Source organism: Nonomuraea turkmeniaca (genome assembly GCF_005889735.1).
Classification (GTDB): Bacteria; Actinomycetota; Actinomycetes; order Streptosporangiales; family Streptosporangiaceae; genus Nonomuraea; species Nonomuraea turkmeniaca.
Map to the genome: position 1 here is coordinate 76762 of NZ_VCKY01000006.1, position 21081 is coordinate 97842.

20 protein-coding genes are annotated in these 21081 nt (G+C 69.6%); 4 read left to right on the top strand and 16 right to left on the bottom strand.

The window, feature by feature from the left end; translation table 11 throughout:
• Positions 1–594: 594 nt before the first annotated feature.
• The 9 genes from ETD86_RS03105 to ETD86_RS03145 are packed head-to-tail and all read right to left on the bottom strand — an operon-like array spanning position 595 to position 10236.
• Entirely contained in the window at positions 595–882 is a 288-nt protein-coding gene (locus ETD86_RS03105) for a hypothetical protein (protein WP_138664539.1), read from the bottom strand.
• Positions 883–908: 26 nt separating this feature from the next.
• Positions 909–2603 (bottom strand): bifunctional 3-(3-hydroxy-phenyl)propionate/3-hydroxycinnamic acid hydroxylase MhpA, encoded by a 1695-nt coding sequence (gene mhpA / locus ETD86_RS03110; RefSeq protein WP_138664540.1) that lies wholly within the window; start codon positions 2601–2603, stop codon positions 909–911.
• A gap of 19 nt (positions 2604–2622) precedes the next feature.
• On the bottom strand, positions 2623–3561 hold the full coding sequence (locus ETD86_RS03115) for a VOC family protein (RefSeq protein ID WP_138664541.1): 939 nt from the start codon (positions 3559–3561) through the stop codon (positions 2623–2625).
• Positions 3562–3571: 10 nt separating this feature from the next.
• Positions 3572–4744, bottom strand: coding sequence for an acyl-CoA dehydrogenase family protein (locus tag ETD86_RS03120; protein ID WP_138664542.1), 1173 nt, complete (start codon positions 4742–4744; stop codon positions 3572–3574).
• Positions 4741–5640 (bottom strand): amidohydrolase family protein, encoded by a 900-nt coding sequence (locus tag ETD86_RS03125; protein ID WP_138664543.1) that lies wholly within the window; start codon positions 5638–5640, stop codon positions 4741–4743. The genes ETD86_RS03120 and ETD86_RS03125 overlap by 4 nt, the downstream gene beginning before the upstream one ends.
• Positions 5637–6605, bottom strand: coding sequence for a 3-hydroxyacyl-CoA dehydrogenase NAD-binding domain-containing protein (locus ETD86_RS03130; RefSeq protein WP_138664544.1), 969 nt, complete (start codon positions 6603–6605; stop codon positions 5637–5639). The genes ETD86_RS03125 and ETD86_RS03130 overlap by 4 nt, the downstream gene beginning before the upstream one ends.
• Positions 6602–8572, bottom strand: coding sequence for an acetoacetate--CoA ligase (locus tag ETD86_RS03135; RefSeq protein WP_138664545.1), 1971 nt, complete (start codon positions 8570–8572; stop codon positions 6602–6604). Before ETD86_RS03135 ends, ETD86_RS03130 begins: the two co-directional genes overlap by 4 nt.
• Positions 8569–9378 (bottom strand): crotonase/enoyl-CoA hydratase family protein, encoded by an 810-nt coding sequence (locus tag ETD86_RS03140; protein ID WP_138664546.1) that lies wholly within the window; start codon positions 9376–9378, stop codon positions 8569–8571. The genes ETD86_RS03135 and ETD86_RS03140 overlap by 4 nt, the downstream gene beginning before the upstream one ends.
• 6 nt (positions 9379–9384) lie before the next feature.
• Entirely contained in the window at positions 9385–10236 is an 852-nt protein-coding gene (locus ETD86_RS03145; RefSeq protein ID WP_138664547.1) for a fumarylacetoacetate hydrolase family protein, read from the bottom strand.
• A 171-nt stretch (positions 10237–10407) separates the two neighbouring features.
• On the opposite strand from ETD86_RS03145, the gene ETD86_RS03150 reads away from it, so the two are divergent.
• On the top strand, positions 10408–11118 hold the full coding sequence (locus tag ETD86_RS03150; protein ID WP_170222851.1) for a GntR family transcriptional regulator: 711 nt from the start codon (positions 10408–10410) through the stop codon (positions 11116–11118).
• A 13-nt stretch (positions 11119–11131) separates the two neighbouring features.
• Here the strand turns inward: ETD86_RS03150 and ETD86_RS03155 are convergent, their stop codons facing one another.
• A complete protein-coding gene (locus ETD86_RS03155) occupies positions 11132–12508 on the bottom strand; it encodes an MFS transporter (protein ID WP_138664549.1) in 1377 nt (458 codons plus the stop codon).
• 369 nt (positions 12509–12877) lie between these two features.
• On the bottom strand, positions 12878–13462 hold the full coding sequence (locus tag ETD86_RS03160) for a TetR/AcrR family transcriptional regulator (protein ID WP_138664550.1): 585 nt from the start codon (positions 13460–13462) through the stop codon (positions 12878–12880).
• A gap of 185 nt (positions 13463–13647) precedes the next feature.
• Here ETD86_RS03160 and ETD86_RS03165 point away from each other — a divergent pair, with 185 nt between their 5' ends.
• Genes ETD86_RS03165 through ETD86_RS03175 form a run of 3 tightly spaced genes read left to right on the top strand, consistent with a single transcriptional unit; the run spans position 13648 to position 15764 of the window.
• Positions 13648–14841, top strand: coding sequence for an acyl-CoA dehydrogenase family protein (locus tag ETD86_RS03165; RefSeq protein ID WP_138664551.1), 1194 nt, complete (start codon positions 13648–13650; stop codon positions 14839–14841).
• A 48-nt stretch (positions 14842–14889) separates the two neighbouring features.
• Positions 14890–15117: a hypothetical protein gene (locus tag ETD86_RS03170; RefSeq protein WP_138664552.1), complete on the top strand. Its 228-nt coding sequence runs from the start codon at positions 14890–14892 to the stop codon at positions 15115–15117.
• Positions 15114–15764: a nuclear transport factor 2 family protein gene (locus ETD86_RS03175; protein WP_138664553.1), complete on the top strand. Its 651-nt coding sequence runs from the start codon at positions 15114–15116 to the stop codon at positions 15762–15764. The genes ETD86_RS03170 and ETD86_RS03175 overlap by 4 nt, the downstream gene beginning before the upstream one ends.
• A 118-nt stretch (positions 15765–15882) precedes the next feature.
• Here ETD86_RS03175 and ETD86_RS56655 read toward each other — a convergent pair whose 3' ends face one another.
• From ETD86_RS56655 to ETD86_RS03200, 5 genes are all read right to left on the bottom strand, one after another.
• Positions 15883–16545 (bottom strand): nuclear transport factor 2 family protein, encoded by a 663-nt coding sequence (locus ETD86_RS56655; protein WP_211369797.1) that lies wholly within the window; start codon positions 16543–16545, stop codon positions 15883–15885.
• 14 nt (positions 16546–16559) lie between these two features.
• Positions 16560–17849 (bottom strand): acyl-CoA dehydrogenase family protein, encoded by a 1290-nt coding sequence (locus ETD86_RS03185; protein ID WP_170222852.1) that lies wholly within the window; start codon positions 17847–17849, stop codon positions 16560–16562.
• 459 nt (positions 17850–18308) lie between these two features.
• Entirely contained in the window at positions 18309–18959 is a 651-nt protein-coding gene (locus ETD86_RS03190) for a nuclear transport factor 2 family protein (RefSeq protein WP_138664555.1), read from the bottom strand.
• A 38-nt stretch (positions 18960–18997) separates the two neighbouring features.
• A complete protein-coding gene (locus tag ETD86_RS03195; protein WP_170222853.1) occupies positions 18998–20185 on the bottom strand; it encodes an acyl-CoA dehydrogenase family protein in 1188 nt (395 codons plus the stop codon).
• Between the two features lie 124 nt (positions 20186–20309).
• Positions 20310–21081, bottom strand: a 772-nt coding sequence (locus ETD86_RS03200; RefSeq protein WP_138664557.1) for an MFS transporter, incomplete at its 5' end; no start/stop codon positions are given.

Here is a 21081-nt window from a genome sequence, read left to right on the forward strand (position 1 = left end):
CTCCGTTGAACCGCTGCGTACGGCCCATGGCGAGGGCCTTCACTCCCCTGGCAGGCGTTCGGGACCGAAGTTGCGGATCCGAGGTCAGGAAGTCGGCCAGGAAGGCCTCACCTTCCTCATGCGCCGCATGAGGAGTTAGCCGAAAGTACACGTACTAGCCAACAGGTCGACATGTTGGTCTCAGCGCTTCTGGAGGACCTGAACGACGATGAGGCTCGGCGGGTACGCGGCTCGCTTACTTGCCGTGATCCGGCACTCAAGGTGTCCACACTTCAGGGGGCCTAAAAGGAGGGGATGGGCTGGCAACGTTTGGCGGAGGCCGGGAGGGTGGCCCGGGAGGAAGGTAAAGACATGATCCTTCCAAGAACGTACTCAGAAGAATGGTCGTGCTGGCGGCGACGGCGCGCTGACATGCGGGCCGGCGGCGTGCAGCAAGGAAGCGCCGGCGTCGTCCGGCGGGCTGGGCGGGCGCTGGTTCACAGTCGCAGGCGTCCTCGACCCGTTCACACTTGCGCCCGAGATCGACCGATCCGCACTCGTCTCCTTCGCCGCGGCCGAGGAACTGCTCGACTACGACGGCGCGCCCAGCCGCATCTACGTACGGACCGACCCGGACCAGGTGACGCAGGTCGCCGGACTACTGGCCGGCATCGGCACGGCCGGCGTGAGCGCCGTCGACGTCGCCGACATCGCGGCAGCCGTGGCCGCGGTTCTCACCGGGGACGGCCATGACGGCGGGACGTACGTGCTGACCGGCCAGAGTGCGCCGACGTATCCCGAGATCGCCGCCATCGTCGAGCGGTCACCGGGCAGGCCGTACGGGTCGTCGACAACACCCCCGAGGAGGCCGCGGAGGCGGTGTTCCGGCTGGGACCGAGCCATCCGCACGGTCTCTGCCAGGCCCGCCGTCAGTCGGCCGTCCCGGCAGGGCGGCAGCGCGAGCTCGCCCCCTGCACCACCTCGGTCGGGAGGGCGGCACTCCGGTGGCCGAGCGCGACGGCCAGTTCCGCCAGCAGCCCGGGAAGGCCCGCCTGGTCGGGAACGCCGCCGAACACGTAGAAGTCCGGCCGGATGATCTGGACGAGATGGCCGCAGGCCCGCAGGTGCGACAGGAGGACGCCGTCCAGATCCTTCACCGTGAGCACAGACCCTCCGCTCTCCTCGACCGGGGCTCCGTCGGGGATCACCCGCAGGACGCGCGCGTCGAGGTCGCCGAGGAACGCGGACACGTCATCCACGAAGAAGAGCTCCCGGGCGTCCACCCGGGTGCCGTCGACGAGGACGTGGAACCCGAATCCCGCCACCTCGTCCAGGAGCCCGGCCGCCCCGCCGGCCTCACGGACGCGTCCCTGGACCGCCACCCGGCCGGCCGGCGCCAGTGGGGTCCCGTCCCCGCCCGACTGCAGCGCGCCCGGGCCCAGGACCGCCGGAGGCGGCGGAGGCAGCCCCACCTCCGGGCGGGCGCCCGCGGCGATCAGCGTGCGGTCCCGCTCGGCCACCACCTCTGGGTCGGTGGCGCAGATGACCTTGCCGAGCTCCACCGACATGTGGACGGCGTGCCGGACGTGCGCCGACCGCTCCGTGCCGTACGTGGTGAGGAGGTCCTCGCCGGCCAGACCGCGCAGCACGAGATCGAGTTTCCAGGCGAGGTTGGCGGCATCCCGGACCCCGCTGCACATGCCCTGGCCGGCGAACGGCGGCATGAGGTGGGCGGCGTCACCGGCGAGGAGGAGGCGTCCGTCCCGCCATCCGTCGACCCACCGGGCCTGGAAGGTGTACAGGGCGCGCTTCTCCAGCGTCGCGTTGTCCGGCGTGACGCCCCACCCGGCCAGCAGCCGCCAGGCGTTGTCGTCGCTGTCGAACTCGTCCCGCTGGTCGCCGGGCATGCGCATGAACTCCCAGCGCCGCCGCCCCGGCCCGCCCGAGACCATCGTCGTGGGTCGCCGCGGGTCGCATATCTGGATGTTCTCCGGGAACCAGCGGCGCTGCGAGTGCTCGATGACGTCGCAGATCAGCCAGTCGTAGAAGAAGCCCAGATCGGTGGTGGTCGCGTTCATCCGCTGCCGGACGAAGCTGTTGGCCCCGTCGCAGCCGACGACGTACGCGGCGCGCAGCCTCTTCTGCTTCAGTGTGACGCCGTGTACGGTCACCTCGACGTGATCGCCGCGCTGGATCAGCTGGACGGCCTCGGTGCCACGGTAGACGGTGACGTTGGGGAACGACTCCGCCCGCTCCTGGAGCGCCCGCTCCAGCTTCGGCTGGGTGAACATGTTCGACTCCGGCCAGCCGGACGGGCCTCGCTCCCCGTAGTCGAAACGCAGCAGGGTTTCTCCGTCGCCGTTGCGCCACTCGTATGCCGAGCTGGGCTCGCTGACGTCGGCGAACCGGTCGGCGATGCCGGCCGAGGCGAAGATCCGGGCGACCTCGTCGTCGAAGACGACGGCGCGCGGCTTGGGGTAGGGCTCCGTCCAGCGCTCCACGACGACCACGTCATGGCCCTTCTGGGCGAGCAGAACGGCCAGCGTCTGACCGACCGGCCCGAAGCCGACGATCAGCACGTCGTGGACGGCCGTCTTCGCCGCGGGTGTCCCGTTGGTGTGCATGATCACTCCGTGCCAGGGGTCAGCCGGCCGCGTGGGCGCCGGTCATCAGCTCTGCGAGGTCGTCAGGGTTGAGGAACGAGGGGGGAACCGGCGGTCCCCAGCTGTAGAGCGCGCGGCTGTCGGCCCAGTCCTGCGGCGTCCACAGCTGGTCGTCGACGATGCAGTCCATGTCGGAGTAGTACTCGCTGAAGTTCCCCGCCGGGTCCTTCAGATACCAGAAGAAGTTGGACCCGATGTGGTGCCGGCCGAGGCCCCAAACGTGCCGGGCCGGGTCCTTGGCCAGCATCGCCGTCGCGCCGCGCCCGACCTCGTCCACGTCGTCGACCTGCCATGAGGTGTGGTGGAGCATGCTCACCGGGGCCTTCTGGACCATGACGTTGTGGTGGTCGGTGGAACAGCGCATGAAGGCCGCCACGCCGGCGATCGAGTCGCTCACCTTGAACCCGAGCCCCTCGGTGAAGAACCGCTGGCTCGCCTCCTGGTCGGTGGAGCCGACGACGACGTGCCCGAGCCTGCGCGGGCGGACCGGCGACTCCCGCAGGACGCCGGGCGCACGGTCGCCGAGCCGGGCGGCGACGCCGGGTGCGTTGTAGGCGGGGACGGGGGTGGGAGACTGCTCGATCCTGGCGGCGATCTCGAGCCGCACCTCGACCTCGGTGCCCGGGTCGGTCACGACGAGCGCGGCCTCGTCCCGGCTGAACGCGAGTCCCAGCCGCGTGAGCGAGGCGGCCACCCGGTCCAGGTCGTCCGCGTCGTCCGCGCCGACGCCGAGCCGCAGCAGGCGGCGGCGGGTGGCGGTGACCAGGGTGAGCTGCTCCCCGCCGTCGACAGAGGAGAACGTCTGGCGCCCGGCGGGGTCGGCGGAGGAGGGGGTCAGGCCGAAGTCCGTGTAGTAAGCGGCGGTCTCCGCGAGGTTCGGTACGCCGATGGCGATGTTCGTGAGGCGATGGAGTGGCATGCTTTCCTTTCTAATCTCTGATTCGATCGAATCGACGACGTACCAGGGACCGGGCGATGACGAGGCGCTGGATCTGGTTCGTGCCCTCGTAGATCTGCGTCACCTTGGCGTCGCGCATCATCCGTTCGGCCGGGAAGTCGCTGACGTAGCCGGCCCCACCGAGCAACTGGACGGCGTCGACCGTGACGGCCATGGCCGTGTCGGAGGCGAAGCACTTGGCCGCGGCTCCGGCCGCCGACAGGTCCGCCCCGGCCGCCTCGGCCTCGGCGGCCGCGGCGTAGGTGAGCAGCCTGGCCGCCCTGACCTTGATCTCCATGTCGGCGAGCATGAACTGGACGCCCTGGAAGTCGGCCACCGCCCGCCCGAACTGCCGCCGCTCCTTGACGTACTGCAGGGCGACGTCAAGGGCCCCCTGGGCGATGCCGACCGCCTGGGCGGCGACGGTGACGCGGGTACGGTCCAGGGTACCGAGCGCAAGCCGCAGTCCCTGACCCTGTTCGCCGATCAACCGGTCGGCGGGGACGAACACGTTGTCCAGGAAGAGTTCCCTGGTCGGCGAGCCGCGCAGCCCCATCTTCTTCTCCAGGGCGCCGTAGGACAGGCCCTCGTCCCCCGCTTCGAGCACGAACCCGGAGATCCCCCCGTCGGTGGCCGCGAACAGCACGTACAGCTCCGCCCGGCCGGCGTTGGTGATCCACTGCTTGGTGCCGTGGATGCGCCAGCCGTCCCCGTCCCGGACGGCGCGGGTGGTCATCGCCGCGACGTCGCTACCGGCCTCGGGTTCCGAGAGCGCGAAGGCGCCCAGCGCCCGCCCGGCCGCGATCGGCTCCAGGTACCGCCGCCTCAGCTCGGGTGAGCCGCCCAGCAGGAGGGGCCAGGCGAACAGCTCGTTGGCCCCGGCGACCTGCTGGGTGGTGGCGCACGCGCGTGCCGTCTCCTCGGCGACGATCGCCGACGCCAGGTGGCTCCCGCCCGGCCCGCCGTACTCCTCGGGGATCGCCACCGCATGGAGGCCGGAGGCGATCAGGGCGGCCAGCGACTCTTCGGGGAAGGCGCCGGTCGCGTCGACCTCTGCGGCGCGGGACGCCAACCGCTCGTCGGCCACCTGGCGGGCGAGGTCGCGCAGCTGTCTGTGGTCCTCGTCCAGGGCCCAGCCGTCGCCGGGCGTCGTCCACCTGGTCACCGGCGTTCCCCGAGGGACAGCAGCCGGCAGGCGTTCTCCTTCAGGATGAGCGGCCGCACCTCGTCCTTGACGTCGAGCTGCTCGAACTCCGTGAGCCAGCGGTCCGGCGTGAGGACGGGGAAGTCCGAGCCGAAGAGCACCTTGCGCTTCAGCACCGACCCGGCCTGCCTCACCAGCTGCGGCGGGAAGTAGCGCGGCGCCCACCCGGACAGGTCGATGTACACGTTGGCCTTGTGGGTGGCGATGGAGATGGCCGAGTCCACCCACGGCACGGAGGGATGGGCCAGGATGATCCGCAGTCCGGGGAAGTCGGCGGCGACGTCGTCGAGCAGCATCGGGTCGGAGTAGCGCAGCTTGATCCCCCGCCCGCCCGGCAGCCCCGCCCCGATCCCGGTCTGGCCGGTGTGGAACAGGGCCACGGTGCCGAGCTCCTCCAACGCGGCGTAGAGCGGGTAGAAGTCCCGGCTGTTGGGTTCGAACGCCTGCAGACTCGGGTGGAACTTGAACCCGCGCACGCCGAACTCCTCCACGAGGCGCCGCGCCTGGGTCACGGCCTCGGCGCCCCGCAGCGGGTCCACCGAGCCGAAGGGGACCAGCACGTCCGCGTGCTCGGCCGCCTGCTCGGCGATCCGCTCGCTGGACAGCGCCGGGTGGCCGAGCGCGGTCGTGGCGTCCACGGTGAAGACGACGGCCGCCATGTTCCGCTCCCGGTAGTAGGCGGCGACCTCCTCCAGCGTGGGGGTCCGGTTCTGCCCGGCCTTGAAGTACGTCGCCGAGGCCGCCAGCAGCTCATCGTCGAGGGAGAAGTGGTCGTGGCCGTCGGACTCGATGTGGACGTGGACGTCGACGGCCACCACCGATCCGACGTCGATGCGCGGCTCATAGCGGCGGGTCATGACTCTCCTCGATGCGGTGGCCGTCCCGGCAGGTCGGGGCAGTCCCTCTTGCGTTCCAGCAGGTCGAGCAGGAGGGCGTCTCTCTGGGCGGCCATCCGCCGCTCGTCCACGCCCTCCAGCTCCTCGTCGACGCCCGCGACGAGCTTGGCCGCCAGTTCGGGGGTGAGCGTCGGTGTGCCCAGATCGTCCATCCACGCCTGGGCGGGAGGGCCGAGGTGCTCCAGCAGATGGGCCATGCCTCCAGGCCCTCCGGACAGGTGCTGGTTCATCAGGGGACCCAGCAGCGCCCAGCGTAGCCCGGGACCGTTGGAGATGGCCGTGTCGATGTCGCGAACGGCCGCCACGCCCCGGTCGACCAGGGAGTACGCCTCCCGCCACAGCGCCGCCTGCAGGCGGTTGGCGACGTGGCCGGGGATCTCCTGCCTGACCCTGATGGGGTGCTTGCCCACCGCGGTGTAGAACGCCATCGCCCGGTCCACCGCGGCCGGCGTGGTCGCGCGTCCCGCGACCACCTCCACGAGCGGGATCAGGTGGACCGGATTGAACGGGTGGCCGACGACCACCCGTTCCGGATGGCGCCGGGACATCGCCTGCAGCCGGCTGGGCATGAGCCCGGACGAACTGCTGGCCACGACCGTGCCAGGCGGGGCGGCGTCGTCGATCGCCGCGAACAGCCGCTGCTTGAGGTCCTCCTGCTCCGGGCCGTTCTCCTGCACGAAACTCGCGGAGGCCACGGCGACGTCCAGATGCGGCGTGAAGGCGAGCCGGTCCGGCGAGGCGCCCTCGGCGACGCCCAGCCGGGTGAGGGTGGGCCACATCTCCTCGACCGCCTCGCGCAGCCGGGCTTCGGCGCCGTCGGCGGGGTCGGTCGCGACGACGTCCAGCCCGCGGGCGAGGAAGAGCGTGGCCCAGCCGGTCCCGATGACACCGGTGCCCACCACCGCCACCCGCTCGGCGACGCTCATCCCCGCGCCTCTTCGCGCCGGTGGGCGAGGTCGACGAACGCGTCCAGCGAGGAGGGGTCGGCGAGCGAGCCTGGGGTGGCGACCGTCTCGACGGGGTCCCCGCGCAGGATCCGCTTGACCGGCACCTCCAGCTTCTTGCCGGTCCGGTTGTACGGCAGGGCGGGGACGGCGTGGATCACGTCGGGCACGTGCCGGGGCGACAGCGCCTTGCGGATCCGCGCCTCCAGCGCGCGACGCACCGGCTCGTCGAAGACGACGCCCTCACGCGGCACGACGAAGAGCATCAGCTCCCCCATGCCGCCCGCGGGGTCCTCCAGATGCACCACAAGGCTGTCGCGAACCTCGTCTATCTCCTCGACGACGCGGTAGAACTCGGCGGTGCCGAGCCGTACCCCGCCCCGGTTGAGTGTCGCGTCGGACCGCCCGGTGATCACGCAGGTGCCCTGCTCGGAGAACCCGATCCAGTCGCCGTGGCGCCAGACCCCGGGGAAGTCGTCGAAGTAGGCCGACCGGTAGCGGCTGCCGTCGTCGTCTCCCCAGAAGCCCACCGGCATGGACGGCATCGGCGCGGTGATGACCAGCTCGCCGAGCTCGCCCACCACGGCCTCGCCCCGGTGGTCGAACGCCTTGGCGTCCACGCCGAGGCTGCACCCCGACATCTCGCCGAGCCAGACCGGCTGCACGGGCGACCCCTGCACGATGCCCGTGCACACGTCGGTGCCGCCGCTTCCGACGTTCAGCAGGACCCTGTCGCCGAACTGCTCGTACACCCATCGGAAGCCCTCGGCGGGAAGCGGGCTTCCGGCTGCGCCCAGCTGGCGGAGCGCGGACAGGTCGAACTCGGCGGCCGGGCGGACCCCCTCCTTCCGGCACGCCATCAGGAAGCCGGGGCTCACCCCCATGAGCGTGGCCCGGGTCCGCTCGGCCAGCCGCCACTGATGACGCAGGTCGGGGTAGAGCGGGTTGCCGTCGATCATCACTACCGAGGCGCCCACCAGCAGGCTGGAGACCAGCGTGTTCCACATCATCCACGCGGTGGTGGTGAACCACAGCAGCCGGTCCCCCGGCCCCAGGTCCCAGTGGAGGGCGTGGTTTTTCAGGTGCTCGAGCAGGATCCCGCCGTGCCCGTGCATGATGGCCTTGGGCCTGCCGGTCGTCCCAGAGGAGAACAGCACGTACAGCGGGTGGTCGAACGGGACCGGCTCGAAGGCCGGCGGCTCCGGCTCACCCGCCGTGACGTCATCCCAGCTCAGTGCGCCGGGGATGTCCAGCGGCCCATACGGCACGTGCACGACGTGCTCCAGGCTGGGCAGAGCCTCGACGATCTCCGCCACCTCCTCGCGCCGGTCGATCTCCTTCGCGCCGTACGTGTAGCCCGCGACGGCGAGCAGGACCTTGGGAGTGACCTGGCCGAACCGCTCGATCACGCTGTGCGCCCCGAACTCGGGAGCGCAGGAGGCCCAGACCGCCCCGAGACTGGCGGTGGCCAGAAAGGCGACCAGCGTCTCGGGGATGTTGGGCAGGTAGGCCACCACCCGGTCACCTCGGCCCACGCCGAGAGCGCGCAGCCCCGTCCTAGCTCTGGCCACCTGCTCGGCCAGCTCGCCGAACGTCAGCTCCACGCGTTCGCGGGTCTGGGAGTGCGCCACCACGGCGACGCGGTCCGCGTCCTGCCCGAGGCAGTGCTCCGCGTAGTTCAGCAGAGCGCCGGGGAACCACACACTGCCCGGCATGCGCCGGTCGGCCAGCACCCGCTCATAGGGCGCGTGGTACCTGACACCGAAGTAGTCGGCGATCGACGCCCAGAACCCCTCCAGGTCGCCGACCGACCACCTCCACAGGCCGTCCCAGTCCTCGAGGCGCAGTCCCCGCTCGGCCTCCAGCCAGGCCAGGTAGTCCCAGACCCGCGCTCTGCAGCGTTCGTCCTCGTCCAGGACGTACAGCTGCACCGGCTCGCCGCCGCTCATCGGCTGCCCCCCTCCGTTCCGCTGGCGGCCACCTTGGCCGCGCGGCCTTCCAAGAAGTCCCGCATCCGTTCCTTCGCCTCGGCGCTGCTCTGCGCGACTGCCGTCATCAGCGACTCCAGGAAGAAGCCCTCCTGCGGGTTCGCCGCCGCGATGCGGGGCAGCGCCTGGAGCACCGCGTAGTTGGTGATCGGAGAGTTCGCCGCCGCCCTCGCCGCCAGCTCCAGCGCCATGGCGGTCCCCTGGCCGTCGTCGGCCAGGTACTGCGAGAGGCCCGCCCGCTCCCCCTCCTCGGCGGTGAGGACGCGGCCGGTGAGCATCATGTCGAGCATCCGGTGGACACCGATCAGCTTCGGCACCCGGACGGACGCGCCGCCGCCGACGAAGAGGCCGCGCTGTCCCTCGGGAAGCGCGTAGAAGGCCGACCGTTCCGCCACCCTGACGTGCGCGGCGCAGGCGAGCTCCAGGCCGCCGCCCACCACCGCGCCTCTGAGCACCGCCACGACCGGCAGCGGACCCGACTCGATCCGCTCGAAGGCGCTGTGCCACATGCGCGAATGGTGCAGGCCCGCCACCGCGTCGCGCTCGCCCAGCTCCGACAGGTCCAGCCCGGCCGAGAAGTGATCGCCTTCGGGTTCGAGCACGACGGCCCTCGCCCAGGACGGCGGCGTCTCGAAGAAGCGGCCGATCGCGAGCACCGTGACGTCGTCGAGCGCGTTTCGCTTGTGCGGCCGGGACAGCGTGAGGAGTGCGACGTCTCCGCGCCGTTCCACTCGCAGCGAGTCCGGCAGCGCGTGTTCCAGGGGCATCACGGCTCAGGCGAAGTCCGGGCCGGTGACGAAGGTCGTGTGGATCTCGCCGACGCCCCGCACGAAGCTGGTCAGCGTCTCGCCGGGGGCCAGGAAGCGCTGCGGTGTGCGGCCGAGACCCACCCCGGCGGGCGTCCCGGTGTAGATGAGGTCGCCGGGGAGCAGCGGGCAGACGTGCGACAGCCGCGCGACCAGCTCTGGAACGCTGAAGATCAGGTCCTTGGTGTTGCCGCTCTGCAGGACCTCCTCGCCCACCGAGCAGCCGATCTCCAGGGCGTCGGGGTCGGCGATCTCGTCGAGTGTGACGATGGCCGGCCCGGTGGGCCCGAACCCCTTGTAGGACTTTCCGAGGCTGAACTGGGGGACTGGACCGGCGAGCTGCACCGTGCGCTCGGAGAGGTCCTGCCCCACGGAGAGCCCGGCCACGTAGGACCATGCCCGGTCCTCCGGCACCCGCTCGGCGCGCCGCCCGATGACCGCCACGAGCTCGACCTCGTAGTCCACCCGGTCGCTGGGCAGCTCGACGGTCGCCTCGGGACCGGTCGTGCAGGTGGGGAATTTGGTGAACACGGTGGGCGACGTGGGCAGCTGCTGGACACCGGTCTCCGCGGCGTGGTCCCGGTAGTTCAGACCGATGGCGAACACCTGCCTGGGCATCGGCACGGGCGCGCAGAGCCCGGCCGTGTCGATCGGCCGCACCGGACCGGTCAGCGCGGCGACCGTTTCCGCCAGTTCGTCCCAGCGCTCGAGGGCGTCGATGACGTCGCCGCCGATCCGCCCGCCGGTGGCCTCGGCGATGTCGATCCCGCCGCCCTCGGTCAGGGCGATGATCCTGCCCTGGTAGTTCGCGATCCTCATGTCTGACCTTCCGAAGCGAAACGAAACGAGGAGCTGTCGCACGCCCGGACCTCGTCCAGCGGCCCGGGACCCGGGCGTCACCCCTGCAGCAGGACGATGACACAGCCTTGTCGATAAGGCAACAAATTATCGACAATTCTTAGGATGTGCGACAGGAGTAGAATCATCTGCATGCCAGAACCGCGCGGGAACGCAGTGACTCTCACCGGCCACGCCTATTCGTGGATCAGGACCGAGATCCTCAGCGGGCGGCTCCCCGCCGGCTCACCGTTGCGGTTGGCGGCCCTGGCGCGGGGGTTGTCGGTCAGCATGTCCGTCGTCCGGGAGGCACTGACCCGGCTGTCGGAGCAGGGGCTGGTCAACGCGTCGCCGAACCAGGGCTTCCGGGTGGCCTCGCTGTCTCGGGAGGATCTCGCGGACCTCACCAGCTTGCGCGCCGACCTGGAGTGCATGGCGTTCGAGGGGTCGATCGCCGCGGGCGACATCCAGTGGGAGGGCGCGGTGGTCTCCGCGCATCATGTTCTCGAACGGACGCCGATCACGCTGCCGGGATCCGCCGTGGCGAACGACGAGTGGATCGTCGCGCACGCCGCCTTCCACGACGCCCTCTACGCCGGTTGCGGGAGCCCGCGGCTGCTCGCCCTCGTCCGGTCGCTGCGCGACAGCGCCGAGGTCTACCGGCAGTGGTCCGGTCCCCTCGGCGAGGAGACCGGACGGGATGTGGCCGGCGAGCACCAGGCGCTCATGGAGCTCGCGACCGGGCGCCGGATCGAGGAGGCCTCCGAGATGCTGCGCGCCCATCTCTGGCGAACCACCAACCTCCTCCTGAGCAACCACGACACCAGGCGCCGGGTCGAACAGGCGGAAACGACCGGCTCTTAGGCGCCGATAACGGTCAGTCGGCGGCGCCCAGGACGGCGTGCTCGCCCTCCGCAGAGGCCGGTTCCGGATACGCGGGGAGGAGGAACGCCATCACGATGGCGATCAGGCCGGCGATCTCCAGCCCGTGGAAGACGGTGTCGATGTCCACGCCCTGATCCATCTGCGCGGACACGAGGATCGGCACCAGGCTCATCACTGTGCCCACGATCGCCAGGGTGAGCCCCTGAATCTGCCCGAACGCCCTGAGCCCGAAGTAGCGCGCGGAGAGGAAGGGGCCGATCGACCCCTCCGCCCCGGAGGCGACGCCGAGCAGGGCCATGCCCGCGTACAGCAGCCACACGCCGCGCCCAGCGTTCGCGACGAGCAGCAGCCCGACCAGGACGCAGGCCATGTATGGGACGACTGCCCGCGGCGAGCGGGAGCGGTCGAGGGCGAAACCGGCGGCAGCCTGCCCGATGATCGAGGCGATCAGCAGCGTCGACACCGAGAGCGCCACCACGCTCACCGAGATGTGGTCTCGGTTGAACAGGATCTCCGCGTTCACCCTGACCGCCATGATGGCGCCGCCGACGAGGGCGAGCATCAGCGTGTAGAGGATCCATGCCCGGCTGCGCACCGCGATGGACAAGTTCACCGATGGCACACCAGGCTCCTCATCGACTGACGCGGCGGACGCGGTCGAGGCGGCTGCGGCGGACCGGTCCCGTCCACGTGCCGCGAGGACGCCGGGCGCCTCCCTCAGCAGCAGGATCTGGGCGGGCAGGCTGATCACCAGAATGGCCGCACCGAACACCAGGTAAGTGCCCCGCCAGCCCACCGTGCCGACCAGCTGCGCGGACACGGGCGAGACAGCGGCGCCGAACAGACCCACGGAGGAGCCGAGCAGCAAGGAGAACCCGGCCCCGCGGTGTTCGGTGAACCAGCCCGCGATCACCTTGAAGACCACCCCCATCGTGGCAGAGAAACCGCAGATCGCCGCGATGATCAGGACCGTCTGGAGCCAGGCGTGGCGCGCCCCTGCCACCCAGATCGACATCGTGGCGAGGCCGTAGAGCAGCATCATGGGGAGGGCGACCCGGCGGGCGCCCAAGCGGTCGACGAGGCGGCCGGTGAGCGGCAGGAGCAGCGGCCCGATCACCAGCGGCATGCTGAACATCGAGACCACGGCAGGCACCGACCAGCCGGTCTCCTCCGCGATCGGGCCGACGACGAAGGTGGTGGCGGTGACGATGGTCGCCGGGCTGAGCCCCATGGCGATCAGCACGGCGGCCGCGGCCTTCCACGCGCCGCTCGGATAGCTGCGAACCGAGGCGAGATAGGAGCCGAACGAGGGGCGTGCGGCGGAGTGCCGTGCTGAGGCCTGCCCGATGGGCGACGAGGGTGTGGACATGGCGATCCTGTCTCTGGCTGGGATCGGTAGGGACGGCCGGGATGGCGCCGATCGGCTCCATCAGATCCGCCTGACTGGGGGCGGCGCGGTTGCGGGAACACCGGGGTACGACGGGACAGTCGCCGGTTTGGCAAGGCCGGATGAGTACCGTGGTCAGGGGTGGGCGCGCCGGGCCCACGGTCGGACTCTGGAACGGACGGACCTGCCGAGATCGTCGGACATACGCCCGGACCGGCGTGGTGTGAGCGTGGCGGAAGGAGACCGTGATAACGTGCTCGGTACGGTACTGCTCCGTTCTATATGGGTCAATAGCATGTTACGCCGGGGTTAATCAGAACGCTGCCCGGACGGACCATCGACCCCAGGCCGTCAGCCGACGGTGCTCCAGGCCTCCAGCAACGGCAGCAGCACCCGATCGACGATGTGGGCGACAAGATCGGCATCGACGGGACGCCCCCAGAGCAGCGCGTCGAGCAGCATGGGCATCGCCACGTCGTGCGGCAGGTCCGGCTCGCTCAGGGACGTCAGTTCGCCCTGGGCGACGGCGCGCTCCAGCAGGATGCGCATGACGATCCTGGCCGGCTCCCTGACTTTGATCTCCAGCGCCTTCATCAACTCGGGGTCGTGATGCGCGGGGGCGATCAGCTGGAGCGCAAGATCGTCGGAGGTGAGCTGCTCGGCCACCTGGGACAGCACCTGGATGAGGTCACCGCGCAGGGTGCCGGTGGGGACAGGGACGGCAACCGTACCGATGTGCCGACGCACCGCGTCCACGATCATGTCCGCCTTCGAGGGCCAGCGCCGGTACAGCGTCGCCTTCGACGCATGGGCCGCGGCGGCGACCGCGTCCATCGTGACGGCGTCATATCCGTCGTGCGCGACGAGCCGCAGGACGGTTTCCAGGATCTCGACCTCGCGGGCGGGAGAGCTTCGCGGACGCTTGACAGGAGGCATGTCCAAGACTCTATCCTGAGCAGCATCCTTTAGTACGAAACTGTATCGTACTATCTACCGTCCCCCACGCTCCGAGCCCCTCCGGCCCGCCGAAGCGTCGCGGGCACCGGTTCCCGCCTCGCCCACCCGAGCCCACGCAGCACGGGTTCCGAGGGCCATCGGGCCGGTTTTACTACGAAAGGAACATGATGGGGACAGTTCGGACGACCGCCCCTACCGGACAGGCGTTGCTGCGCAGCGCCGAGGCGATGGTCGAGGAGCTGCGCGAACGGGGCCGCGAGGCGGAGGAGCTGCGCAGGCTTCACGAGCAGACGATCGCCGGCTTCGCGTCTGCGGGATTCCTCTCCGCCATGCGCCCGGCCGGGGCCGGCGGCAGCGCCATCGGGCTGGCGACGTTCATCGACATCGTCAGGACCCTGTCGCGCGGCGACGCCTCAGCCGGCTGGATCGCGGCGTTCCTGATCTCCCATGAATGGCTGCTCACCCGGCTGCCCGCCGAGGCGCAGGCCGACGTCTTCGGCGCGGGCCCGTACGGGCTGGCCGCGGCGGTCGCGGCCCCTCCCGGCGCCGCCGAGCTTGTGGACGGCGGCTACCGGGTGACCGGCAGGTGGCGTTTCGCCTCGGGCATCATGCACGCCAACTGGGCGTTGCTCAGCGCGAACACGCCGCAGGGACCGATCACCATGGTGGTGCCGAAGGACGAACTGGTCGTCCACGACACCTGGCACGTGCCCGGTATGAAGGCCACGGGCTCGAACGACGTCGCGGCGAAGGACCTCTTCGTGCCCGCCCACCGCGCGGTGCCGTTCACCGAGTACGCCGGAGCCAATCCCCCAGGTGCACAGCTCCACCCCTCGTACGCGCTGCTGCGGTACCCCATGCACCGCGTCCTCTCGCTCATCCACTCGGCGGTCGCCCTGGGCGTGGCGGAGGCGGCACTCGACCTGTTCAGAGCGTCCGTCGGGCAGCGGATCCGGCCGCAGACCGGCGGCCGGATGATCGAAGAGGCCGGAATGCACAGCGCGTACGGCGAGGCCCACCACCTCGTCCGGACGGCCCGGCTCCTGCTGGACGACGCCGTGGCGATCACCGACGAGAGCTACGGCCCCTGTTCGCCGGGCGAGCCCGGACTGGGGCGGCGGGCCGACCTCAACCTGTCCGTCACCGGCTCCGGCTACCAGGCGCTGGCCGCCGTGGACGTCATCTGCCGCGCGTCGGGGGCGAGCATCCACAGGACCGGCAACCCCCTGGAGCGGATCTGCCGCGACACCCAGGTGATGCGCAACCACGGCGTCCTCGACTGGCGATACTTCGTCCAGACCGCCGGATCGGTGCTGCTCGGCCAGGGCCTCGGCGGGCACGCAGACGCCATGTTCTAGACCGTCCCGACCCCCACGTCGTACCAACCAGAGATACGGAGAACCCCCATGAGCGTCGAACTGACGCTGGAGCAGCGCGTTGAACGCCTGGAGGCGGTCCACGAGATCCAGAACATGATGAGCAAGATGCCTCGGCGCACGCCCCCTGGGGTCGCCTCGATCCATCGCAGGGGCCACCCGCTCGACCGGATCTGCCGCGACACCCAGGTCATGCGCAACCACCCAGCCGTCGACGCCACGAAGGATCCCCTCAAGGAAGAGAGAAAAGCAGCATGACCGACATCGCCGACCTCGAGCTCCGCATCGCGCGCCTCGAGGCCGCCCGCGAGATCGAGAACCTCATGGGCAGGTTCGAGTCGTACCACGCGGCGTATCGCAACGAGCTCATCCCGGCCATGTTCGCCGATCGCGACGACCTCATTATCGAGATGCCCTTCGGCACCTACCTCGGTCGCGATGCCGCACGTCGCGTATGGCGTGGAGCCCTCACCGAGGACATCCCGCCTACAGACCTGAGCGGAGAGTACGTCGAGCACCTGCTGACGACGCCGGTGATCGAGGTCGCCAAGGACGGCATGACCGCCAAGGCCGCCTGGATCTCTCCGGGCGCCGAGGCCCACCACTTCGGGTGGGAGGAGGGCAACCCGCTGAAGGCGTTCTGGTACTGGGGTCGATACAACGTCGACTTCATCAAGGAGGACGGCGCCTGGAAAATCTGGCACCTCACCCACTCGGCGACGTTCATCACCGACTACCACCATTCCTATGCGGAGCCGGAGCACGCGCTGTCGACGCCGCCGGCGCCGTCCGGCCGGCACGCGCCCGACGCACCGCCGCGGGGTCAGGTCCCGTACAGCCCGACGTTCAACCCGGGAGACCTCCCAGTCGCGCCGGAGCCGTACGACACCTACGAAGGTGTCTGATCACGGCAGCGACATCATCGATGTACGGCGCGGTTGAGCCACGCCCCCCGGGTAGTCGTACCCGTGGGGTCTGGCTCGGCCCTTCCGGCCTTCTCATCTTGCTCGTTACCCCCGTGGCTCAAGGCATCACGGGGCGATTGTGTGGATCCACTCCACTCCAGTGCTCGCACAGGCAGCCGCCGCGAACTCGGTAGGCGTCGTACAGGTAGCGCAGGTACGTGCCACCCTCGCCGCCGGGTTGCGGTAGAGCGGCGGCGATAACGACCAGGTCGCCCTCTCCCATCAGGATGCTCGGCGGGATCGACGGCTCCTCAGGGGTCGGGATCGGACCGTCAGGAAACGATCCAGCCACGAGAGCCTCCAAGCCGGCACGACCCGGGGGAAGGTGTCGGGAATGCTGCACGTAGTCCTCGTGGACGAACTCCTTGACGGCGCCGGGGTTGTGGGCGTCGAAGACACACCGGTAGAAGTCGGAGACCAGCAACTTGTTGGTCGAAGGCGTGCCCTCGCCGAGCCGCGCGGGGTCTCGGTCGAGCAGTGGCCTGCCGCTGCCCAACGGCGCCGAACCGACCGCGTCGTTCGACCACTCCTCGGCAATCTCCCCGTCCCTGAAGCGATAGGTGTGGAAGCCGAAGAAGTCGTACTCGTCTGGCCCGTCCCCGCGGAGCTCGTGGTGGACGACGGTGACGAGGTCGCCCTCCTCGACGACGAACTCCACCGGGAAGCCCTCGGCCCGCTCTCGGTGCCGCCCCAGGGCGATCCCCTTGTTCTCGGACGTCATTCCGGTCAGCTCCTTCATGCCTTGTTCTGAAGTCCGGCGGCGAACATGTCGAAGGGCGGCAGCCCCAGGAGGTGCCGACCGGCGATCTCCGAGAGCGGCTCGAGGCGGAGCGCGCCGTGGGAGAGGATCACGCGCCCGTCGCGACCGAACCGCTGGATCGGGTTGCTCAGGGAGACCGCCGAAGAGCCCAGGATCCGGAGCATCAGGTCCATGGCGTCGAGGCAGAGTTGCCCGACGTAGGACATGTCGATCGACGCCACGGACTCGTCAGCGGCCGTGAAGTCGCCGCCTTCAGTGGCGACCTGGTCGATCCAGTCGGCGTAGCGCAGGACGACTGTCTCCGCCGCATCGATCATCGCACGGGCCTTGCCGGCAGCGACCTGCGTCGATGCCATCTCTGCCACCAGGGGGTACGGCGGGCTGAACGGCTTCCGGCTGTTCGCCTGCTCCACGAACAGCTCGAAGCAGCCTTGCGCCATGCCGATGAGGATGGCAACGTTGAGCACCATCACCGTCATCATTGAGCCTCGGACTTTGGCTTGATAGGCGAGGCCGCCGTAGCGCGACGATGCAGAGTCAATGTGGAGCGGCAGGTCGCGCATGTTGACGAAGTGGGCGTCGGGGACGAAGAACTCCTCGGTGGCAACCATCGTGTTGCTGTCCGAGGCCGACATGCCCGACACAGACCAGTCGTCGAGGCGGGTCAGATCGGACGGCTCCATCATCACCAGCCCATGACCGCTGTCATCGCCATCGGTCCACTGCACGCCTCCGAAGATCCAGTTCGCGTGGTGATTGCCGCTCGCGAACGACCACTTGCCCTTCACCATCCAACCGCGGGGGACGCGCCGCGCAGTGCCTGTGACAGCAGCGAAGGTCGAGCCGCCGGCTGCCAGCGGACCCTGCCAGGTGTCGACGGCCCGGTAGAGGTCTTCGACCAGTTCCTTGGGGAACGTCGACACCATGCGCAGACTCGAGGCAACGAGAAAGGTCCATCCGGCTGAGGCATCGCCGCGCCCGAGCTCGCGGGCGATCTCGGCGACGTCACGCGCCCCCAGTGCGAGGCCGCCGTACTCGACTGGCCCAGTGACGCGATACAGCCCGATACGGGTGAACTCGGCGATGAGCTCGTCTGAGAGCCGACCCTGCTGCTCGGCCTGCGCCGCCTGTGCGCGGATGGTCGGTCGCAGCTCGGCGATGGCAGCGCCGATTCGTCGGCCCTCGGCGGACAGATACCGATCGAACACCGTTGAGGTCGGCGTCGGCTGCTCGATGAGGATCCCTGGCGGGAGGGTCGCAGCCATCTCATGGTCTCCTTGTGTTGCGTGTGTTGCTCGGGTCGTCATACGGCCATGTCTTGAACTTCGAGGCGTCGCCGACTGAGGTAGCGCTGTTGCCACAGCCGGCCGTCGCGTGTGCGACCACGGAAGCAGCAGCGGTGACGTGCCAGCTTGCTCAGCGGCATCTTCATGTCCTTGCCCCCTGGGGGACCAACGCCCGTGGTCTGCGGGTTCACAGCCATCCCTGTGGCCTTGCGCTGTACCTTGTGGCGTGCATCACGCTGTACTGTACCGTCCAGTTTATGGCTTCGCAACGCCTCCTCCAAGAACAGTCGCTGCACTCATCACGCCATGCCCCACCCCATCGACCCTCTACCCCGGCCGCACGGGCGGCGGGCTGGAGCACCAGGAGGGAAGCTCCCCAGGCGTCGGTACCGGCGACAGGCCCGCAGCTGGAAGGGCCGGCCCTCTTCCGGCAGCGCCCTAGGCTCCGGGGAAGGTGTCGTAGGGCTCCGGCGCGAGTTCCAGCGCCCGCGGGTCCCAGGTCGGCGAGTATGTGACCTGGCGGCGGGGCGGCGCGTCGGGTCCGTGCGGCCCCGACGGTATCGGCGGCTCGGAGAGCTTCGCCTCGACATCGGTATAACTGGAGTTGTAGTCGGTGGTGAAAGTGGTCGACAGCGTCATGTGCCAGATCTTCCACACGCCGTTCTGCCGGATGAAGTCCGCCGCGTACCGCCCCCAGTACCAGAATCCACGCAGCGGATTGCCATCCTCCCAGCCGAAGTGGTGCGCCTCGGCACCGGGCGAGATCCAAGCCGCCTTCGCGGTGAGGCCGTCACGAGCCACCTCGATGACCGGGGTCGTGAGCAGGTGCTCGACGTACTCGCCGGTCAGGTCCCGTGGTGGTGCGTCCTCGGCGGACACTCCAGCCCAAACGCGTAGGGCAGCATCCCGCCCCAGAAAGGTGCCGAACGGCATCTCGACCATGAGGTCGTCCCGGTCGGCGAACATCGGCGGGATCATCTCGTCGCGGTAGGCCGAGTGGTAGAACTCGTAGCGACCCATGAGGTTCTCAATCTCATGGACGGCCTCGAGTCGTTCGACGCGGCGGATGACCTCGGCGAGGTCGGACATGTTGACTCCTTGATGACGGGTGCGGCTGGGCGGGAAGGTCAGAACACCGGGTCGGCGAAGTCGCCGAGGCCCTGGCCGAGCAGGACGCCGCCAGCGACAGCACTCATCGAGGTGAAGTCGGCCGACGCGTGGTTGCGCATGACCTGCACGTCGCGGCAGATCCGGTCGAGCGGGTCACCTGTCCGGAAAATGGACGCTCCCGACGCCTGGATGACGAGGTCGATCGCGGCGAAGGCCTTGGTGCCCGAGCCGGTGACGCCGAGGTTGATGGCAGCCCGGTCCTCCAGGGTCGCCTCGCGTGCATGCGCGGGGCCGTAGAGCGCGTCCGTCAGGGCGATAGCGTCGTGGAGTTGGAGCCCTGCCACATGCAGGAGGTCCCATGCCTTCGCGTACGCCGATCGAACGAGGGGCTCGTCAACCACTCGCCCCCGCGTCTGCGGCCGGATTCGCTTACCGATGTTCGCGCGGAACAGCTCCAGGGCGGCGTCGGCGGTGCCCAGCCCGACCGCTGCGTGGATCACAGGGAGCACGCGGTTCAGCGGGTAAGCCAGCAGCGCGTAGCCGGGGTGCAGCGCGGCGGCTGGTGCGCAATCGGACGAGAGTAGACCGAAGTCGATCGTCCGGTGGGCGGGCACGAAGACCGCATCCGCCACGATGTCGTTACTGCCGGTGCCTCTCATGCCGGGCACATGCCAGGTATCGACAATCGTCACTTCATCGATGGGCAGAGCTACCGACAGCGGGCCCGTCGGAGAGTCTGCGCTGACTAGCACCCAGCCGGCGTGCATGACGCCCGAACCGAACCGCCAGCGACCGGTGACACGATAACCGCCCTCGGTCGGCTCCGCTGTGCCCGGCGGGGTAGCCGCCGCTGCTGCCAGCGCGTACGGACGACCGTTGAAGAAGTCGGCCTGCGCCTCTTGCCCGTACCGGGCCAGCATCAAGCCGTGGGACATCAGAAAGGCGCCGACCCAGCCGGCCGAGGCGTCACCTCGGGAGAGGGTGCGAACAATTTTGACGAACGTGGTCAGGTCGATCTCGGAGCCGCCCAGCGCAGCCGGCAGCATGGCCGTGAAGAATCCCGCCGCCGCGAAGTCGGAGACCGTCGCATCCGGCAACTGCCGAAGCTCTTCGGTCTTGGACGCCCGCCCTCGTAGCTTCGGTACGAGCTCCTCGGCGTTCGAGAGGAGCTGGGTCGGGCTCGGGGCGGTGGAGGCGACGGTCATGGGTTGGGGCCTTCCTGTAGATCGAGCATCGGAAAATGGATTTGCCCGCGCATGAAGTGCTGGAACTCTCGTCGCGCGCCGTGCCGGCCGACGGGCCCACACCCACCGGCCGGCATGACCCGGTTCAGTCAGCCGTCGCCTGACCGGGCGCGGCATCCCTGGGAGGCATGTGCAGCACCCACGGTGCCGGGTACTTCGGGAGCAGGACCGTGAGGATGACCGCGATCATCGTGATTCCGGCGAGCACCAGGAGGGGGACGGTGTAGCTGCCGGAACCGGCCTTGATCGCACTGACGAGGTATGGGGACAGCGCCAAAGCCGGCGACGTGATCGCGAGGGTCAGACCTTGCAGTGCGGCGAAGGACTTCAGTCCGAAGTACTTGGCGATCAATGCCGGGCCGAGGGCCGATTCCACGCCGGCGACGATGCCGAGGAGCGCCATGGAGATATAGAGGAGCGCGGCAGAGCCATTGTTGACGAGCGCGAGCGCCAGACCGACCGGCGCCCCCGCGAGGAGCACCGCCACGATCCACGGACGACTCATTCGGTCGAGGATGGTCCCGCCGATGAGCAGCCCGACGATCGACGTGCTGAAGAGCACGGAGAGTGAGAGAGACACAGTTGCGGCGTCGATGCCGGTCTGAGCGTAGAAGTCCACTGCGTTCTGGCGCATGGCAATCGGTGCGGTGGCGGCGAACACGAGGGCCAGCGTGATGAAGATCCAGGCGCGAGTCCGAATCGCCTTCCGGAACGGCACACCGGGCAGAATGGCGTCAGTGGTCTTCGGCATGCCCCCAGCCGCGGCGACCGTCGGCTCGGAAACGAGCCAGAGGACGGCCGGGATGCCGATGACGGCGATCGCGATCGCGATCACGTAATACGCGCCCTCCCAACCC

Bases quoted from the DNA above. Each gene is read 5' to 3' on its own strand.
- ETD86_RS03170 (WP_138664552.1), top strand. From the start codon at position 14,890: ATGAGCGTCGAACTGACGCTGGAGCAGCGCGTTGAACGCCTGGAGGCG.
- ETD86_RS03115 (WP_138664541.1), bottom strand. From the start codon at position 3,561: ATGCCACTCCATCGCCTCACGAACATCGCCATCGGCGTACCGAACCTC.
- ETD86_RS03130 (WP_138664544.1), bottom strand. From the start codon at position 6,605: ATGAGCGTCGCCGAGCGGGTGGCGGTGGTGGGCACCGGTGTCATCGGG.
- ETD86_RS03135 (WP_138664545.1), bottom strand. From the start codon at position 8,572: ATGAGCGGCGGCGAGCCGGTGCAGCTGTACGTCCTGGACGAGGACGAA.
- ETD86_RS03140 (WP_138664546.1), bottom strand. From the start codon at position 9,378: ATGCCCCTGGAACACGCGCTGCCGGACTCGCTGCGAGTGGAACGGCGC.
- ETD86_RS03190 (WP_138664555.1), bottom strand. From the start codon at position 18,959: ATGTCCGACCTCGCCGAGGTCATCCGCCGCGTCGAACGACTCGAGGCC.
- ETD86_RS03145 (WP_138664547.1), bottom strand. From the start codon at position 10,236: ATGAGGATCGCGAACTACCAGGGCAGGATCATCGCCCTGACCGAGGGC.
- ETD86_RS03165 (WP_138664551.1), top strand. From the start codon at position 13,648: ATGATGGGGACAGTTCGGACGACCGCCCCTACCGGACAGGCGTTGCTG.
- ETD86_RS56655 (WP_211369797.1), bottom strand. From the start codon at position 16,545: ATGACGTCCGAGAACAAGGGGATCGCCCTGGGGCGGCACCGAGAGCGG.
- ETD86_RS03195 (WP_170222853.1), bottom strand. From the start codon at position 20,185: ATGACCGTCGCCTCCACCGCCCCGAGCCCGACCCAGCTCCTCTCGAAC.
- mhpA (WP_138664540.1), bottom strand. From the start codon at position 2,603: ATGCACACCAACGGGACACCCGCGGCGAAGACGGCCGTCCACGACGTG.
- ETD86_RS03125 (WP_138664543.1), bottom strand. From the start codon at position 5,640: ATGACCCGCCGCTATGAGCCGCGCATCGACGTCGGATCGGTGGTGGCC.
- ETD86_RS03175 (WP_138664553.1), top strand. From the start codon at position 15,114: ATGACCGACATCGCCGACCTCGAGCTCCGCATCGCGCGCCTCGAGGCC.
- ETD86_RS03105 (WP_138664539.1), bottom strand. From the start codon at position 882: ATGGCTCGGTCCCAGCCGGAACACCGCCTCCGCGGCCTCCTCGGGGGT.
- ETD86_RS03155 (WP_138664549.1), bottom strand. From the start codon at position 12,508: ATGTCCACACCCTCGTCGCCCATCGGGCAGGCCTCAGCACGGCACTCC.
- ETD86_RS03185 (WP_170222852.1), bottom strand. From the start codon at position 17,849: ATGGCTGCGACCCTCCCGCCAGGGATCCTCATCGAGCAGCCGACGCCG.
- ETD86_RS03160 (WP_138664550.1), bottom strand. From the start codon at position 13,462: ATGCCTCCTGTCAAGCGTCCGCGAAGCTCTCCCGCCCGCGAGGTCGAG.
- ETD86_RS03150 (WP_170222851.1), top strand. From the start codon at position 10,408: ATGCCAGAACCGCGCGGGAACGCAGTGACTCTCACCGGCCACGCCTAT.